Origin of the sequence: Brachybacterium paraconglomeratum (assembly GCF_039541415.1) — a bacterium.
Lineage (GTDB): Bacteria > Actinomycetota > Actinomycetes > Actinomycetales > Dermabacteraceae > Brachybacterium > Brachybacterium paraconglomeratum_A.
Genome location: NZ_BAABGE010000007.1, coordinates 457,631 through 474,472 on the forward strand (window position 1 = coordinate 457,631; position 16,842 = coordinate 474,472).

The 16,842-nt window shown below is 69.4% G+C and carries 14 protein-coding genes; 11 read left to right on the forward strand and 3 right to left on the reverse strand.

Going from position 1 to position 16,842, the window contains the following annotated elements; all coding sequences use genetic code 11:
- Positions 1–61 precede the first annotated feature (61 nt).
- A complete protein-coding gene (locus ABD893_RS11350; protein WP_345079907.1) occupies positions 62–1,510 on the forward strand; it encodes a hypothetical protein in 1,449 nt (482 codons plus the stop codon).
- 146 nt (positions 1,511–1,656) lie between these two features.
- On the opposite strand, the gene sucB is transcribed toward ABD893_RS11350, so the two are convergent.
- The 3 genes from sucB to ABD893_RS11365 all read right to left on the reverse strand — a co-directional run bounded on the left by sucB (position 1,657) and on the right by ABD893_RS11365 (position 6,533).
- Positions 1,657–3,480, reverse strand: coding sequence for a 2-oxoglutarate dehydrogenase, E2 component, dihydrolipoamide succinyltransferase (sucB, locus tag ABD893_RS11355; protein ID WP_345079910.1), 1,824 nt, complete (start codon positions 3,478–3,480; stop codon positions 1,657–1,659).
- 23 nt (positions 3,481–3,503) lie between these two features.
- On the reverse strand, positions 3,504–4,907 hold the full coding sequence (gene lpdA, locus ABD893_RS11360; RefSeq protein WP_345079913.1) for a dihydrolipoyl dehydrogenase: 1,404 nt from the start codon (positions 4,905–4,907) through the stop codon (positions 3,504–3,506).
- Between the two features lie 147 nt (positions 4,908–5,054).
- Entirely contained in the window at positions 5,055–6,533 is a 1,479-nt protein-coding gene (locus tag ABD893_RS11365; protein WP_345079916.1) for a leucyl aminopeptidase, read from the reverse strand.
- Positions 6,534–6,597: 64 nt separating this feature from the next.
- Here ABD893_RS11365 and ABD893_RS11370 point away from each other — a divergent pair, with 64 nt between their 5' ends.
- From ABD893_RS11370 to ABD893_RS11415, 10 genes are all read left to right on the forward strand, one after another.
- Positions 6,598–6,960 carry a hypothetical protein gene (locus ABD893_RS11370; protein ID WP_345079919.1) on the forward strand — a complete coding sequence of 121 codons (363 nt, stop codon included), beginning with the start codon at positions 6,598–6,600 and terminating at the stop codon, positions 6,958–6,960.
- Entirely contained in the window at positions 6,957–7,421 is a 465-nt protein-coding gene (locus ABD893_RS11375; RefSeq protein WP_345079922.1) for a hypothetical protein, read from the forward strand. The genes ABD893_RS11370 and ABD893_RS11375 overlap by 4 nt, the downstream gene beginning before the upstream one ends.
- A gap of 33 nt (positions 7,422–7,454) precedes the next feature.
- Positions 7,455–8,561, forward strand: a complete 1,107-nt coding sequence (locus ABD893_RS11380) for a quinone-dependent dihydroorotate dehydrogenase (RefSeq protein WP_345079925.1) — start codon at positions 7,455–7,457, stop codon at positions 8,559–8,561.
- Positions 8,562–8,626: 65 nt separating this feature from the next.
- Positions 8,627–9,988, forward strand: a complete 1,362-nt coding sequence (locus ABD893_RS11385; protein WP_345079928.1) for a replication-associated recombination protein A — start codon at positions 8,627–8,629, stop codon at positions 9,986–9,988.
- A gap of 206 nt (positions 9,989–10,194) precedes the next feature.
- A complete protein-coding gene (gene rpsD, locus ABD893_RS11390) occupies positions 10,195–10,821 on the forward strand; it encodes a 30S ribosomal protein S4 (protein WP_345079931.1) in 627 nt (208 codons plus the stop codon).
- A gap of 134 nt (positions 10,822–10,955) precedes the next feature.
- Positions 10,956–13,664 carry an alanine--tRNA ligase gene (gene alaS, locus ABD893_RS11395; protein WP_345079934.1) on the forward strand — a complete coding sequence of 903 codons (2,709 nt, stop codon included), beginning with the start codon at positions 10,956–10,958 and terminating at the stop codon, positions 13,662–13,664.
- A complete protein-coding gene (gene ruvX / locus ABD893_RS11400) occupies positions 13,661–14,188 on the forward strand; it encodes a Holliday junction resolvase RuvX (protein WP_345079937.1) in 528 nt (175 codons plus the stop codon). The genes alaS and ruvX overlap by 4 nt, the downstream gene beginning before the upstream one ends.
- Entirely contained in the window at positions 14,185–15,372 is a 1,188-nt protein-coding gene (mltG, locus tag ABD893_RS11405) for an endolytic transglycosylase MltG (protein ID WP_345079940.1), read from the forward strand. The genes ruvX and mltG overlap by 4 nt, the downstream gene beginning before the upstream one ends.
- Positions 15,369–16,208 carry a shikimate dehydrogenase gene (locus ABD893_RS11410; RefSeq protein ID WP_345079943.1) on the forward strand — a complete coding sequence of 280 codons (840 nt, stop codon included), beginning with the start codon at positions 15,369–15,371 and terminating at the stop codon, positions 16,206–16,208. The genes mltG and ABD893_RS11410 overlap by 4 nt, the downstream gene beginning before the upstream one ends.
- 194 nt (positions 16,209–16,402) lie before the next feature.
- On the forward strand, positions 16,403–16,828 hold the full coding sequence (locus ABD893_RS11415) for a hypothetical protein (protein WP_345079946.1): 426 nt from the start codon (positions 16,403–16,405) through the stop codon (positions 16,826–16,828).
- The last annotated feature ends 14 nt before the right edge of the window (positions 16,829–16,842 follow it).

Here is a 16,842-nt window from a genome sequence, read left to right on the forward strand (position 1 = left end):
CCTCACCTGCGCGTTGTGGATGAATCGCGGGGAGCCCTCTCGGATGCGGTTCACTGCTGTCATGGACGAGATCGACGAGGAGAGCTTCCGCCGCGGACCGGGTGGGTTCAATCCCGGCGCGGCCTCAGCTCGGGGAGGAACAGGGCGGCGGGAGACGCGCCGAGGGACGGACGGGACAGGGCTCCGGGTGGAGGTCGAAGGACTGGATCCCGATTCTCGCCGCCGCATCCGCGAGGAGCTCCAGCTGCTGGCAGCGCTCGAGGTCGCGGGAATTTCGGCGGCCCCCGGCGTGCTCGAGATCGAGGAGGACGGATACCTGCGGGAGGCCGCACCGCCCCTGCATCATCGTTCTGGCCGGCGGGCCGCCGAGGGCGGTGCCCCGCCCACGGGTGAACGTCTGGCCCTGGCCCGTGCCCGGGACGATCTCGATGACCTGATCGAAGCCCTCCACCAGCGGGGCTGGGTGCTGGGAGCAGAGCCGGGGCTGGGGCTCGGCGTTCGCGCCGACGGGAGCGTGGTCGCCCTCGACCTGGATGGGCTGCAGCGCGGAGAGACGCTCTCCGCACGGCAGGGAGACCGCCGCTGGGTCGATTCGGTGCTCGAGGACCAGGAACGCACCCTCCGCCGGCGCATCGATCAGGTCGCCCCCTCCTGGCCCGTGCGGGAAAGTTCTCTGCGTGAACCCGAACCTGCCGCCGAGGAGCGCGAGCGAGCAGCCCCGGCGGAGGCAGAGCAGGAGCCGGAGGTCGGAGGGGTGGAGCCTGCGGAAGGCCATCGGGAGGAGAAGCAGGCAGGGCCTGCGCTGCCCTCACCGCGCAGGATCCGGCGCCGGAAGGAGGCAGAGCGAGCAACGGAGCACGCGCACGAACACCCCGCTCTGCTCCCCTCTGCAGTACCGGCCGGTGTTTGGAGCCGGGGACTCTCAGCGATCCGTCAGGTCCTGGGCCAGCCACCGCTGAGGCGGGTTGCTGTAGGGAGCGCTCTGGTCGTCCTGCTGCTGGGGTCTACCGCCGCAGTAGGTGCCTGGTGGGCCAGCGAGCGTCCCGCGCAGGCGCCCGACCATGAACAGCCGCTGGCCCAGACCTCAGCCTCCTCCCGCGAGGTGCCCCAGATCGAGGACCCCTGGGTGCTCGTCGCGGACGTCGCCGGCGCCCGGCATGCCTACGTGACCGGAGTGTCCGAGCAACCGGCAGCAGTTCCGGGCAGCGAGGCGTTCACGGCCGACGAACAGACCCGCCTCGCCTACCGGTCCTATCAGGTGCATGGCGGTGGGCCGGTGGTCCATGAGGCGGAGCTGCTCGAAGGACCGGATGGGGAAGACACAGCAGTGCTGCGCGCGGTGACCTCGACCACCGAGCATCAGCTGGAGGACCAGGCCGGCACACTCACTGACATCCCCGCCACCGTGCCGCAGGAAGTCCGGCTCACCCTCCGCTGGGACGGTGAGCGATGGCTGATCGAGACGGCGGATGTGGTGACGCCGGCGGCGGACGGCGACGGAGCGAGCTGAACGGCCACGGACAGCGACGGAGCGAGCTGAACGGCCACGGACAGCGAAAGGCCCCGACATCAGCGAACAGATGTCGGGGCCCCTCGCCGTTCAGCGCACGAGCTGCCTCACGCCGAAGCGGCGGAGGATCTCATGTGCTCAGCGGCTCACAATCCCAGTTCCGCCTCGAAGGCGCCCTCTTCGAGGCGCTTCTTCATGAAGGTGAGGAAGCGGGCGGCGTCGCCGCCGTCGACCATGCGGTGGTCGTAGGAGAGGAACAGGTACATCATCGAGCGGATGGCGATGGAGTCATCGCCCTCGGCGTTCTGCACGACCGCCGGACGCTTGGTGATGGTGCCGGTGCCCAGGATGCCGACCTGCGGTGCGGGGACGATGGGGGTATCCCACAGCGCACCGCCGGAGCCGGTGTTGGTGATGGTGAACGTAGCACCGGCGAGATCATCCGGAACCAGCTTGTTGCCCTTGGCGCGGCCACCCAGATCACCGATCTGACGAGCCAGGCCCGCCAGGTTCAGATCACCGGCGTTGCGGATCACGGGAACCACGAGACCGCGCTCGGTGTCCGCAGCCATGCCGATGTTCTCGGAGCCGTGGTAGATGATCTTGTCGCCATCGATGGTGGAGTTCAGCTGCGGGTAGGTCTTCAGACCCTCCACCGCTGCCAACATCAGGAACGGGAGGAAGGTGAGCTTCGCACCCTCACGAGCGGCGAAGTCCTCCTTGGCCTGGGCGCGCAGCTTCGCGACACGGGTCAGGTCGACCTCGACCGCGGTGGTCAGCTGGGCCATCCCATGCAGCGACTCCGTCATCCGCTGGCCGATGACCTTGCGGATGCGCGGCATCTTCTCCTCGGTGCCACGCTTCGAGGAGATCTCGACCTTGGGTGCTGCCTTGGCGGCTGCGGGCGCTGCGGCGGCAGCAGGTGCCGACGCGGCGGACTTCTGCGCGTCGATCGCCTGCTGGACATCCTGCTTGCGGATGCGCCCGCCCAGGCCGGAGCCCTTGACGCCGGACAGGTCGACGCCGGCCTCGGCCGCCATCTTCCGCACCAGCGGGGTGACATAGCCGGAGGACTCCGCACCGGAGACGGCATCGGAGGCCTTCGGGGCGGCAGCGGCAGGAGCTTGGGCCTTCGGTGCCTCTGCCTTGGGAGCCTCGGCCGGCTTCTCTGCAGCCTTGGGAGCCTCAGCCTTGGGGGCCTCGGCAGGCTTCTCCTCAGCCTTCGGCGCCTCGGGCTTCTTCTCCTCGGCCTTCGGTGCCGGGGCGGAGGGCTCCTCTGCGGGGGCGGAGGCCGCATCCCCCGAGCCGACCACGGCCAGCACGGCGCCGACCTCGGCGTCCTCGTCCTCCTGGACCTTGATCTCGAGCAGGGTGCCCGCCACGGGGGAGGGGATCTCGGTGTCGACCTTGTCGGTCGAGACCTCCAGCAGCGGCTCGTCGATCTCGACGGTGTCGCCGACCTCCTTGAGCCAACGGGTGACGGTGCCCTCGGTGACGGACTCGCCGAGCGCGGGCATCGTCACCTCCTCACCGGAGGCGGCGCCGCCGGAGGTGCCGGAATCGGCATCGCCGGAGGCCTCGGCAGGCTTCTCGGACTCGCCGGCCGGAGCCTCCTCGTCGGTGGAGGGTGCGACGGTCTCGTCGGAGGCGAGATCCTCGGTTTCGGCGGGTGCCTCCTCCGCGGACTCAGCTGCAGCGCCGGAGTCGTCGGACCCCGCGCTCTCGGAGCCGGAGCCGTCGCCGATGACGACGAGATCGGTGCCGACCTCGGCGTCCTCGTCCTCCTCGACCAGGATCTTCTCGATGGTGCCCGCGACGGGCGAGGGGATCTCGGTGTCGACCTTGTCGGTCGAGACCTCCAGCAGCGGCTCGTCGACCTCGACGGTGTCGCCCACGGCCTTGAGCCAGCGGGTGACGGTGCCCTCGGTGACAGATTCGCCGAGAGCCGGCATCTTCACGGTTTCAGACATGGGGGTTTCTCCTCCTGGAAGATTCAGGCGTGGGCGTGCAGCGGCTTGCCGGCGAGGGCGAGCGCAGCTTCACCCATGGCCTCGTGCTGCGAGGGGTGGCCGTGGATGAGGGAGGCGACATCCTCGGGGTAGGCCTCCCAGTTGACGATGAGCAGCGCCTCGCCCATCAGCTCGGAAGTGCGCGAGCCGATCATGTGGACGCCGATGATGGGCCCATCCTTCTCGCGGACGAGCTTGATGAAGCCGGTGGTGCCGAGGATCTGGGACTTGCCGTTGCCACCGAGGTTGTACTCGTAGGCCTCGACCTTGTCCTCGCCCAGCTGCTCCTTGGCCTGCTTCTCGGAGAGGCCCACGGAGCCGAGCTCGGGCTCGCAGTAGGTGATCCGCTCGATGCCGGACTCGATGATCGGTGCGGGGTTCAGGCCACCGATCCGCTCGGCCACGAAGATGCCCTGGGCGAAGCCGCGGTGGGCGAGCTGCAGGCCAGGCACGATGTCTCCCACGGCGTAGACGCCGGGGACGTTGGTCTCCAAGGTCTCCTTGTTCGCGAGCACGAAGCCGCGATCCATCTCGATACCCTGCTCCTCGTAGCCCATGCCGGAGGTGCTCGGGCCACGGCCCACAGCAACCAGCAGGTAGTCGCCCTCGAAGACCTTGCCGTCGGCGAGGGTGACCTTCACGCCGGACTCGGTCTGCTCGGCCTTCTCGGTGAAGATGCCCAGGGAGAACTTGATGCCGCGCTTCTTGTAAGCGCGCTCGAGCGCCTTGGACAGTGCTTCGTCCTCGTTGGCGACCAGGTGGGGGAGGCCCTCGATAATCGTCACGGACTCTGCGCCGAGCGACTTCCAGATCGAAGCGAACTCGACGCCGATCACGCCGCCGCCCAGGATGATGGGGTTCTTCGGGATCTCGGGCAGCTGCAGGGCGGCCTCAGAGTCCAGGAAGCGGCCCCCGAGATCGATACCCGGAAGGGACTTCGAGTACGAGCCGGAGGCCAGGATGATGTTCTTGCCGGTCAGAGTGCGGGTGCCGGACTCGGTCTCGACCGAGACGGTGTTCGGGCCCGTGAGGGTGCCGAAGCCTTCGACGTAGTCGACCTTGCGCGACTTCACCAGGCCCTGGAGGCCCTTGTGGAGCCGACCGATGATCTTGTCCTTGAACCCGAGCACCTTGGTGGCGTCGATGCCGTTCAGGGTGAGGTCGACGCCGGCGTCGGCCGCCTCGGACGGGGCGTCGGCGAGCTCGCCGACGTGCAGCAGCGCCTTGGTCGGGACGCAGCCTCGGTGCAGGCAGGTGCCACCGAGCTTGTCCTTCTCCACCAGCGCGATCTTCTGGCCGAGCTGGGCTCCGCGCAGCGCGGCCGCATAGCCGCCGCTGCCACCTCCCAGGATCACGACGTCGAACTGGTCAGTGGTTGTCTCCGCCACCTGTGTGCTCCTCGGTGTATACGTCTCTCCGCGACCCGCCCGGACCTGGATGGCCGACGGCGCCGCCTGCGTGTCCCATGCTAGGCCACGAGGCGGCGCCGGGCAGACTGCTTCGCGTGATCTCTCAGTGCTGCGGTGCGGTGCACATCACGCTGCGGGGCGGGAAGCGACGTCCGCGAGGAGCTGCAGCACGGTGCGGGTGCTCATTCCGGTGGCGCCCTTGCCCATGTAGCCCTGGGGAGAGGAGGCGTAGCCCGGGCCGGCGATGTCCAGGTGCGCCCACTCGGTGTCACCCACGAACTCGGCCAGGAAGATGCCGGCGGAGAGCGCACCGCCCGGTCGGTCTCCGATATTGCGGAGATCGGCGACGCGCCCGTTGAGGTCGGCGCGCAGCTCGCGGGGGAAGGGGAGGGGCCAGAACGGCTCGCCCGTGGCCTCAGAGGCGGCCATCACCAGATCGCGGCCCGCGGAGGTTCCCATCACGCCTGCGGTGCGCTTGCCCAGCGCCACCACTGCCGCACCGGTGAGGGTGGCGACGTCGACCACGAGGTCCGGCTTGTCGGCGACGGCGTCGACCAGGGCGTCGGCCATCACCATTCGCCCCTCGGCATCGGTGTTGAGGACCTCGACGGTCTTCCCGTTGCGCATGGTGACCACGTCACCGGGGCGCTGCGCCCCGCCGCCGGGCATGTTCTCGGCCAGGGCGAGGTAGGTGGTGACCTTGACCTGGAGGTCGAGGCGGGCTGCCCCGATGGCTGCTGCGAGCACGGTGGCCGCACCGGTCATATCGGAGGTCATGTCGTCCATGCCGGCGGCGGGCTTGAGCGAGATGCCGCCGGTGTCGAAGGTGATCCCCTTGCCCACCAGGGCCACCGAGCTGGTGGCGCCTGCGGGGGCGTACTCCAGGCGGACGAGACGGGGCGGACGGGTCGAGCCCTGCCCGACGCCGACGATGCCGCCGTAGCCGCCCTCGGCGAGCTGCTTCTCGTCCAGCACCGTCACCGTGATCGGCAGCTCGGCGACGAGCTCCTCGGCGCGACGGGCGAACTCGGCGGGGTGGAGCAGGTTCGGGGGAGTGTTGACGAGGTCGCGCACGATGGCGAGGATCTCGGCGAGCACGCCGGACCGGTTGACCGCGGTCTGGGCGGCGTCGGCGTCTCCCTCGGCGGCCAGGGTGAGTGACGCGAGGGCGGCCTTCGGTGCGCCGGAACCGGTACCGGTCTTGTAGGTGACGAAGGTGTAGGCGCCGAGGGCGGCACCCTCCAGAGCAGCGGCGCGCTGCTCCGTGGTGGCGGTGGGCACGGCGATCGCGGCGTGCTCCACCCCGGCGAGCGAACGGGTGGCCGCGCCGAACGCGAGCCGGAGGTCTTCGTCCTCGACCTTGGCGAGATCCTCGTCACCGACGCCGACCAGGAGCAGTGAGCCCGCAGAGGCCAGCCCGTAGGAGGGGATCCGGTGGAGATCGCCGCGCGCGGCGGACGCGTCGAGACCGGCGATGGCCTCGGAGATCTCCGGTGCGCCGGGCACGGTCGAGGGGGCGCCGTCGGCGCCCGCGAGGAGCGGGAGGATGAGGACGTCCGCAGTGACGTCGCGCAGAGATGCATCGGTGATGGTGATGGTGGGCATGGCTCTATCGTAGGGGCGGGCCGGACGCGATGTCGGCCTCCCACGGAGGAGGGCGGAGAAGAAGATGACGGTGCTGAGCATCGTGGTCGTGGTGCTGGGCGGGCTGACCGCCCTGCTCGGGATCTACTACGCAGCGCGCGACCTGAGCGCGGATCTGGTGCTGCTGGGCGCCTGCGCGCTGGCAGCTGCGGCCTGGGCCGTGCTGGGAGTCGCGCTGGGACTGAAAGACCTCGCCGGCGGGAATCCGCCGGAGCGGGTCACTCTCTACGGCTACCTCGCCACGGCGCTGCTGATGACCATCGGAGGGGGCTGGGTAGGACTGTTCGAACGCAGCCGCTGGGGGAGTCTCGTCATCGCGATCTGCGCGGCGGTCTCCATCGTGCTGCTGATGCGGCTCGAACAGATCTGGCCGGGAGGATTCGCATGAACGTGAAGGACAGGAAGAACGTGACCCACCGCAGCAGTCCCCGCCCCTCGCGCCTGGACCGTCCCCGCAGCGCCGGGCGCGGCTTCGAGATCGTGCTGATCGCGGTGTACGGGATCTTCGCGCTGTCGGCGACCGCACGCAGCCTGGTGCAGGTGCTGCGGGACTTCTCCTTCGCCCCCGTCGCGTACGGCCTCTCCCTGCTCGCCGCCGTGACCTACATCGCCGTCACCATCGCCCTGGTGCGTCGCGGACGAGGCTCACCGGTGGCCCGGATGCTGTGCGTCGCGGAGCTGGCGGGCGTGGTCATCGTCGGCTCCCTCACGCTGCTCGATCCGGCGCTGTTCCCGGATGGCACGGTCTGGGGTGTCTACGGCAAGGACTACGGCTTCGTGCCGCTGCTGCTGCCCGTGATCGCACTGATCTACATGTCGCGAGCACGGGGCTCGGGACCTGCGGACTGAGAGCAGCGCCCCGGAACGCGTACGGTATCCCCCGTGACCTATGACGACACCCCTCGACGTGGGCCCTATGACGTGCTCTTCCGGCACGTGCTGAGCCGGCTCGATCCGGAACAGGCGCATCGGTTCACGGTGCGGGCCCTTGACTGTGCACATCGCCTGCCGGGCGGCCCACAGCTGCTGCGCACCCTGTTCGGCGGCGCAGACCCGATGCAGGACACCGGACCCACCCGCCGGGTGCTCGGCGCTGAGCACCGCAGCCCGCTGGGCCTCGCCGCGGGCTTCGACAAGGACGGCGAAGTGTCGCTGGCCCTGCTCGACCTCGGCTTCGGCCATGTCGAGGTGGGCACCGTCACCGCCAAGGCGCAGCCCGGGAACCCTCGGCCGCGTTCCTTCCGGCTGATCGATGACCGGGCCCTGATCAATCGCATGGGGTTCAACAACCACGGAGCCCAGGCCCTGGCCCACCGCCTGGCCAGAGCACGCCGCACCGAGCGCGGTCAGCGCGCCGTGATCGGCGTGAACATCGGCAAGTCCAAGGTGACAGCCCTGGAGGACGCCGCCGAGGACTACCGCTTCTCCGCCCGCCTGCTCGCCCCCTATGCGAGCTATCTGGCCATCAACGTCTCCAGCCCGAACACCCCCGGGCTACGGGATCTGCAGAGCGTCGAGATGCTCCGCCCGATACTCGAAGCAGTCGCGGAAGAGGCCGCAGCCGTGCAGATCCGGCTGCGGCGGGACGTGCCGGTGCTGGTGAAGATCGCCCCTGACCTCCATGACGGGGACGTGCGTGCCGTCGCCCAGCTCGCCGCCGAGGTGGGGCTGGCCGGTGTGATCGCGACCAACACCACCATCGCCCGCCCGGACTCGCTCGTGACACCGCGCCCGAGGGTCGAGCAGATCGGTGCGGGCGGTCTCTCCGGGCCGATGCTCACCGAGCGCTCGCTGCAGGTGCTGCAGCTGCTGCGCACCACCCTGCCGCAGGACGCCGTGATCATCAGCTGCGGCGGCGTGACCACTGCGCAGGATGTGCGTGACCGGCTCGACGCCGGCGCAGACCTGGTCCAGGGGTACACCGCGATGATCTACGAAGGCCCCTCGTGGCCCGGACGCCTCGCGCGGGAACTCGGTCCACATTGGTGAGCTCCTGCGCACCGGCCGTTGAGCTCCGGCGCACCCGCGTCGGCACCTCGGCCTAAGCTGGGGGGATGGACGAGGACCTCTTCTCGCTGAGCGGCGATGCACCGGCGCCGCGCACCCTCTCGGATCGCAACCGCGACCATCGCGCTCCGCTCGCGGTGCGGATGCGACCACGCTCCCTCGAGGAAGTCGTGGGCCAGCACAGCGCGCTCGAGCCCGGCAGCCCGCTGCGGCGCCTGGTCGGGGCCGACGATTCCCGCACCGCGCCCAGCTCTCTGATCCTGTGGGGTCCGCCCGGCACCGGCAAGACCACCCTCGCCTACGTCGTCGCGCAGTCCGGGGACCGCGAGTTCGTCGAGGTCTCGGCTGTCCTCGCCGGAGTCAAGGACATCCGCGAGGTCGTGGACCAGGCCCGCTCCCGGCTGCGCACCATCGGACGCGAGACGGTGCTCTTCGTCGATGAGGTGCACCGCTTCTCCAAATCCCAGCAGGACGCGCTGCTGCCGAGCGTCGAGAACCGCTGGGTCACGCTGATCGCCGCGACCACCGAGAACCCGTATTTCTCGGTGATCTCGCCGTTGCTGTCCCGCTCGATCGTGCTCACCCTGGAGTCGCTCGGGAAGGAGGACCTCGACGCACTCGTCGACCGAGCGCTCGAGGACGAGCGCGGCCTGTCCGGTTCCGTGACCTTGACCGACGAGGCGCGCGAGGCGCTGCTGCGGCTCGGCGGCGGTGATGCCCGCAAGATCCTCACCTCCCTCGAGGCGGCCGCGGCGGCGGCGCTGATGAAGGAATCGCGGGAGATCGACGCCACGACGCTCGCCCAGGCCGTCAACCGGGCCGCCGTGCGCTACGACCGGGCCGGTGACCAGCACTATGACGTCACCAGCGCCTTCATCAAATCGATGCGTGGCAGTGATGTCGACGCGGCCCTCCACTATCTGGCACGGATGATCGAGGCGGGGGAGGACCCCCGCTTCATCGCACGCCGGGTGGTGATCGCCGCGGGCGAAGAGGTCGGCATGGCCGATCCGAGCGCCCTCCAGGTCGCCGTCGCCGCTATGCAGGCTGTGCAGATGCTCGGCATGCCCGAAGGGCGGATCCCGCTGGCCCAGGCCGTGGTCCACATCGCCACCGCGCCCAAATCCAATGCCTCCTATCAGGCGCTCGATGCCGCGATCGCCGACGTGAGGGCCGGAAAGGGCCAGGGCATCCCCGCGCACCTGCGCGACGCGCACTACTCCGGGGCGAAGAAGCTCGGGCACGGCGTGGAGTACCAGTACGCGCATGACGCCCCGCACGGGGTGGTGGCACAGCAGTACGCCCCCGACGACCTGGTGGGTGTGGACTACTACCACCCCAAGGGACATGGGAACGAGGAGCGCACCAGAGGCCGCGTCGAGGCGCTGCGACGGATCCTGCGCTCGTGACCGTGAGGCCCCGCCGAGGGTGTTCCTGGCGAGCGCGTCCTCGCAGTTCCGGCGCCTGACCGGTGCTCGCGTGAGGCACTCCACAGGAAGCAAGGCGTGACCAGCGTCGTCGGTCGTGGACCTGGGGCCTTTGCTGCGGTAATGTGGGTCGCTGAATCCGCGGCTGCAAGACTGGATTCAACACACGCGAACAAGAGGTATACCTCGTGACCAACGTCACCCGTGCGCGCCGCCAGGCGCGCCTCTCTCGAGCCCTTGGGCTCCCGCTCACCCCGAAGTCTGTCAAGTACTTCGAGAAGCGCCCGTACCCCCCGGGCGAGCACGGTCGTGCTCGCCGCCGCACCGAGTCGGACTACGCCGTGCGACTCAAGGAGAAGCAGCGTCTGCGCGCGCAGTACGGCATCCGCGAGAAGCAGATGCACCGCGCCTACCTGGACGCCAAGAAGGAGCCCGGTCTGACGGGTGAGAGCATGGTCGAGCTGCTGGAGATGCGCCTGGATGCGCTCGTCCTTCGCTCCGGCTTCGCCCGCACCACCCTCCAGGCCCGCCAGGCAGTGGTGCACCGCCACATCCTGGTCGACGGCAAGCTGGTGGACCGTCCCTCGTACCGCGTCTCCCCGGGCCAGACCATTCAGGTCAAGCCCAAGTCGCAGGCGATGGAGTCGTTCCAGATCGCAGCCGAGGGCGGCAACTCCGACGTCCTGGCCAAGACCCCCTCGTACCTCACGGTCGAGCTTCCCGAGCTGAAGGCCCAGCTCGTCGCCCGCCCCAAGCGCGTTGAGGTCCCCGTGACCTGTGAGGTCCAGATGGTCGTGGAGTACTACGCTCGCTGACCTTTCTTCACCGCGGCGCGACAGGCCCCGGCGGGTGTACTCCGGTACCCTGACCGGGGCCTTCGTGTCCGTCGATGCACTTCGCCCGCCGAGCGGGCCCACCCCGGCTGTTCCAGGAAGGACACCTCACGACCATGCGCACCTCCGAGATCCGTCATCGCTGGCTCGATTTCTTCGCGAAGAAGAACCACGAGATCGTGCCCAGCAGCTCGCTGGTGTCCTCCGACCCGTCGATCCTGTTCACGATCGCCGGCATGGTCCCCTTCATCCCCTACATCGTGGGGACGGAGAAGGCGCCGTACCCCCGCGCGGCGAGCGTCCAGAAGTGCATTCGCACCAATGACATCGAGAACGTCGGCCGCACCACCCGCCACGGAACGTTCTTCCAGATGGCCGGAAACTTCTCCTTCGGCGACTACTTCAAGACCGGAGCGATCGACCTCTCCTGGGAGCTGCTGACCACGTCCCAGGAGGACGGCGGCTTCGGTTTCGACCCCGAGCGCCTCTGGTTCACCCTGTGGGAGCAGGACGAGGAGTCCTACCGTCACGTCACGGAGGTCGTGGGCCTGGACCCGCAGCGCGTCGTGCGCCTGCCGCGGGAAGAGATCTTCTGGGACACCGGCCAGCCCGGGCCCGCTGGCCCGTGCGGCGAATGGCACTACGACCGCGGTGCGGAATACGGACCCGATGCCGTCACCGGCACCGTCCCCGAATGGCCCGGGGATGAGAAGGGCGAGGACCGCTACATCGAGATCTGGAACCTGGTCTTCGACCAGTACCTGCGCGGCGAGGGCAAGGGCAAGGACTACCCCCTCCTCGGCGAGCTGGACCAGAAGTCGATCGACACCGGTCTCGGCGTCGAGCGGGTCGCCTACCTGCTCCAGGGCAAGCAGAACATGTACGAGATCGACGAGATCTTCCCGGTCATCGAGAAGGCCCAGGAGCTCTCGGGCCGTGCCTACGGCGCGGACGGCGACGATGACGTCCACCTGCGCATCATCGGCGATCATGTGCGCAGCGCGCTGATGCTGGTGTCCGACGGGGTGCGCCCGGGCAATGAAGGGCGCGGCTACGTGCTGCGCCGCCTGATCCGGCGCGCCGTGCGCTCGATGCGGCTGCTGGGATACTCACAGCCCTCGATGATCGCGCTGCTGCCGATCTCGAAGGCCCTCATGGTCGAGTCCTATCCCGAGCTCGAGGCGGACTTCGCGCGCATCAGCGAGATCGTCTACGCCGAAGAAGAAGCGTTCCGTCGCACCCTGGAGACTGGTACCTCCATCTTCGAGCAGCTCGCGGGCGAGGTGAAGAAGGGCGGCGGCCGAGTCATGGCCGGCGATGACGCCTTCCGCCTCCATGACACCTACGGCTTCCCCATCGACCTCACCATGGAGATGGCGCAGGAAGTCGGACTCCAGGTCGACGCCGACGCCTTCCGCGGAGCGATGCAGGAGCAGCGCGAACGCGCGCGGGCCGACGCCGCCGCGAAGAAGTCCGGACACACCGACACCGCGATCTACAACCGACTGCTCACCGAGCGCGGCGGCGAGGTGACCTTCCTGGGATACACCGAGGACACCGTCGCCACCACGGTCGAGTCGGTGCTGGTGGACGGGAAGCTGGTCACGGCTGTCGAGGCTCCGGCCCAGGTCGAGGTCGTCCTCGCCTCCACCCCCTTCTATGCCGAGTCCGGCGGCCAGCTCGCCGATCAGGGCCGCATCGCCCTGACCGGCGGCGGTCTGATCGAGGTCGACGACGTGCAGAAGCCCGTGCGCGGACTGATCGTCCATCGCGGACGCCTGGTCGAGGGCACCGTGGCGCAGGGCGCCTCGGCGATCGCGACGATCGACGGCGAGCGACGCGGCGCGATCGCGCGCGCCCACACCGCCACCCACATGGTCCATGAGTCCCTCCGTGAAGAGCTCGGTCACCACGCCACCCAGGCCGGCTCCGAGAACTCCCCGGGTCGGATGCGCTTCGACTTCCGCTACGGGCAGGCCGTCCCGAAGTCGGTGCTCGAGCAGATCGAGGGTCGCGTCAACACGCTGCTGCAGGACGAGCTGACCGTCACCGACCAGCAGATGTCCCTGGACGAGGCCAAGGCGCTCGGCGCGCAGGCGCTGTTCGGCGAGAAGTACGGCGAGGTCGTGCGAGTGGTCTCCATCGGTGGTGACTGGTCGCGTGAGCTGTGCGGCGGCACCCACGTCTCCAGCACCGGCGCGATCGGCACCGTGCAGCTGATGGGTGAGGCGTCCATCGGCAGCGGGGTGCGACGCGTCGACGCGCTGGTGGGACTCTCCGCCTACCGCCACCAGGCCAAGGAGCATGCACTGGTCTCCCAGCTCTCCGAACTGCTGAAGGTCGGCGCCGCGGACGAGCTGCCCGAGCGGGTGCGCTCGCTGACCCAGCGGATGAAGGACATGGAGAAGCAGCTCGCGGCGCTGCGCGGACAGCAGCTGCAGGCCGAAGCTGGAAGGCTCGTCGACTCCACGATCGAGGTCGCCGGGGTCCGAGTGCTGACGCATGACACCGGCGAAGGCGTTGCCGCAGGAGACCTGCGCACCCTCGCCCTCGATCTTCGCGCCCGGCTCGGCGAGGATTCGCCGGTCACCGTCGCGGTCGCCGGCCACGAGAACGGCAAGGCGGCCCTCGTGATCGCCACCAACGCCGCCGCGCGGGAACGCGGTCTTGCCGCGGGTGCGCTGCTCCGCACCGCCTCCGAGGCGATGGGTGGTCGAGGTGGCGGCAAGCCGGACATGGCGCAGGGCGGCGGCGGCGAACCCGCTCAGGTGCCTGCGGCACTGGCCGCGGTGCACTCGGCGATCGAAGCGATTCAGAAGGCATGAGCCAGGGCGCCGGTGAGGAGCCGCAGCAGCCGCCGTCGTTGCCCCGTGGGGTACGGCTCGGAGTCGATGTCGGGGACGTGCGGGTAGGCCTGGCCCGCAGTGACCTCGATGGGATGATCGCGACCCCGGTCGAGACCCTTGCCCGCGACACGGCGGTGGCGCGGGTCCTGGCCGAAGCCGAAGAGCTCGATGCTCATGTCATCATGGTGGGGCTTCCACGGTCGTTGAACGGCACCGAAGGCGTCGCAGCGCAGAAGGCGCGCACGTTCGCCGTGGAGCTCGCTGCAGGCTCACCGGACATCGAAGTCAGGCTCATCGATGAACGGCTGACGACCGTCTCGGCGCACAAGGCGCTGCACAGCTCCGGCCGGAAGAGTCGGAAGCACCGTCAGGTGGTCGACCAGGTGGCCGCCGTGATGATCCTCCAGCAGGCGCTGGATATCGAACGGTCCACTGCAGCGCGCACCGGCGAGTGGGTGCAGCCCACCGTCACCCCGCCATCGACCGAGGAGGACACCCGGTGAACAACGAGGAGCTCTCCTTCGACGACCTGGCGGATTCTCACGGCGAAGAGCCCGCAGCGGCAGGACCAGGTGCGGCGCATGGTCGTCGCAGGGGTCCCCAGCGGCCGCGTCGCCGTGGCGGATTCCTCCGCGGCGTGCTGCCGGTGCTGCTGGTCCTGCTGGTGGTGGGCGGCCTCATCGTCGGCGGGGTCCAGGGATATCGCTGGGTCACGTCCAACGTCAACGTCGAGCAGGAGGCCGCGGACTATCCCGGCCCCGGCAGCGGCGAGGCAGTGGTGGAGGTGGCCGAAGGCGACACCGGCACCGACATCGCCGGGACGCTCGTGGAGATGGGCGTGATCAAGAGCACCGGTCCGTTCGTCACCGTCTTCTCCAACACCCCCGAGGCCGCCCGCATCGAGCCCGGCATCTACCGGCTCAAGCAGGAGATGACCTCCTCGGACGCGCTGCAGGCACTGCTGGACCCCTCGAACCTCGCGGGCCAACGCGTGATCATCCCCGAAGGGAAGCGGCTCACCCAGATCTGGGAGCAGCTGGCCGCGGAGACCGACATCCCGGTGGAGGAGTTCACCGCGGCGGCCGAGGACTACACCCGCTACGGGATCCCCGAGAACACCGCGAAATCCCTCGAAGGCTACCTCTGGCCCGGTCGCTACGACATCAACGAGGACGCCACCGCCGAGGACGTCATCCAGATGATGTGGGACCGGATGGAGAACGAGCTGACCGCTCGCGACATCCCCCAGGAGCAGTGGCATGAGTCGCTGACCATCGCCTCCCTCGCGGAGATGGAGGTGCGCAACCCTGAGGACTACGGCAAGGTCGTGCGGACCATCGAGAACCGACTCGAAGGCGCGGGCGAGGCCAAGGGGTCGCCGATGAAGCTCCAGTTCGACTCCACCGTTCACTACGTGACCGGGAAGTCCGCCAGCGTCGGGACCACCGATGCCGAGCGCGCCACGGATAGCCCTTACAACACATACAAGTACGAGGGGCTGCCGCCCGGACCGATCGCGGCACCCGGGTCCAACGCCCTGGATGCGGTGGACGCGCCTCCCGAAGGAGCCTGGCTCTACTTCGTCAGCGTGAACACCGATACCGGGGAGACGAAGTTCGCGGACACCTGGGCCGAGCACGAGAAGAACGTCAAGGAATGGCAGGACTGGTCAGAGGCGAAGGGATGAGCCCGCGCCGTTTCGCCGTCGTCGGCTCTCCGGTAGAGCACTCCCTCTCGCCGATCCTGCATCTCACCGCCTATGAGGCGCTCGGCATGACGGACGCCGTCTATGAACGCCATCAGGTGCGTTCGGGAGAGCTCGCGGCATTCCTCCGTGACGGGCCCGGGCGGGGTCTGCAGGGTCTCAGCGTCACCATGCCGGGCAAGCCCGAGGCCTACGCGCTGGGCACCGAGGCCGACGAGACATCGCGCCAGCTCGGCATCTCCAACACCCTGCTCCGCACGGGACAGGGATGGCGTGCAGAGAACCATGACGTCCACGGCATCGTCGCCGCGCTGCGGGACCACGGCGCCGACCGCCCGCTCACCGGCGCTGTGCTCGGCTCCGGTGCCACGGCGCTGAGCGCCCTCGCCGCACTTGCCGAGCTCGGGGTGCACAGGGTGCTTCTCTCCGCTCGCAGCCCGCAGAAGCTCGCTCCGCTGGAAGAGCTCGCCGCGAGCCGTGGGATGAGCACGCAGCAGGTCCCCTGGGCAGAGCACCATGAGGTGCTCACGGCCGAGGTCGTGGTCAGTGCATTGGCGATCGACGGTGCCCAGGCGGTCGCCGAGCAGTGGCGCGCCCGGCCCGGGCTCGCAGTGCCCGAGGTGCTGCTGGATGTGCTCTATGACCCCTGGCCGGCGCCGATCGCCGAGGTGATCCAGCGAGCCGGAGGCGAGGTCGCGGACGGACTCGAGATGCTCGCGCACCAGGCTGACATGCAGGTCCGCTCCATGCTGGGGGTGCCTGCCGCGCCGGTGTCCGAGATGCTCGCCGCGGCGCGCACGGAGCTGGCCCGGCGCTGACGCGGCCCGAAAGCCTCAGCCCTGCCCTCCTGGCGCGCGAAATTCCCTGCGCGGCCTCAGCAGGCCCCGCGGCCTCCGCGGGTGCCGTCAACCGGTAGGTAAAGGCTCTTGTCGTCGCGGGTAAAGCAACGGTAAAGTCGGTGGGGAGGCAGTGGGCCGCCAGGCCCGGGAGTCGAGCGCGAGGGAAGTGACCCATGGAGCTGGAGCGCGAAGCGGGCGAATGGATCGAGGGCGCAGCCCAGATCGCCCCAGGGCTGTCGAACGGTGATCGCCGTGAGGTTCTCGCGGAGCCGCTCCGTGACCGCATCGACGCCGAGTCGTCGGTCGCGATGCTGAGGCTCTGCACGGCGCTCGCGGCCCGAGCCCGGGTGGAGCTGCTCACCCCGAGGCGCCGCGCTGCCACAGAGGAGCTCTCCGCGCTGCTGGGCGCCATGGGGGAGTGGCCCCCGGAGCTGCTGGATGCTCCAGATCCGACGATGACCGTGCTCTGCGCCGCCGCCCTCCAGGACCTCGCCGCACGACTTCCAGACTCCGGCGGGGTGCTGTCGGTGCGGGTCGAGGCGGCCCTGGCTCTGCTGCACGGCCTGATGGCGGAAGGCCGCATCGCCGCTCCGGCGTGATTGTCTTCACGTTC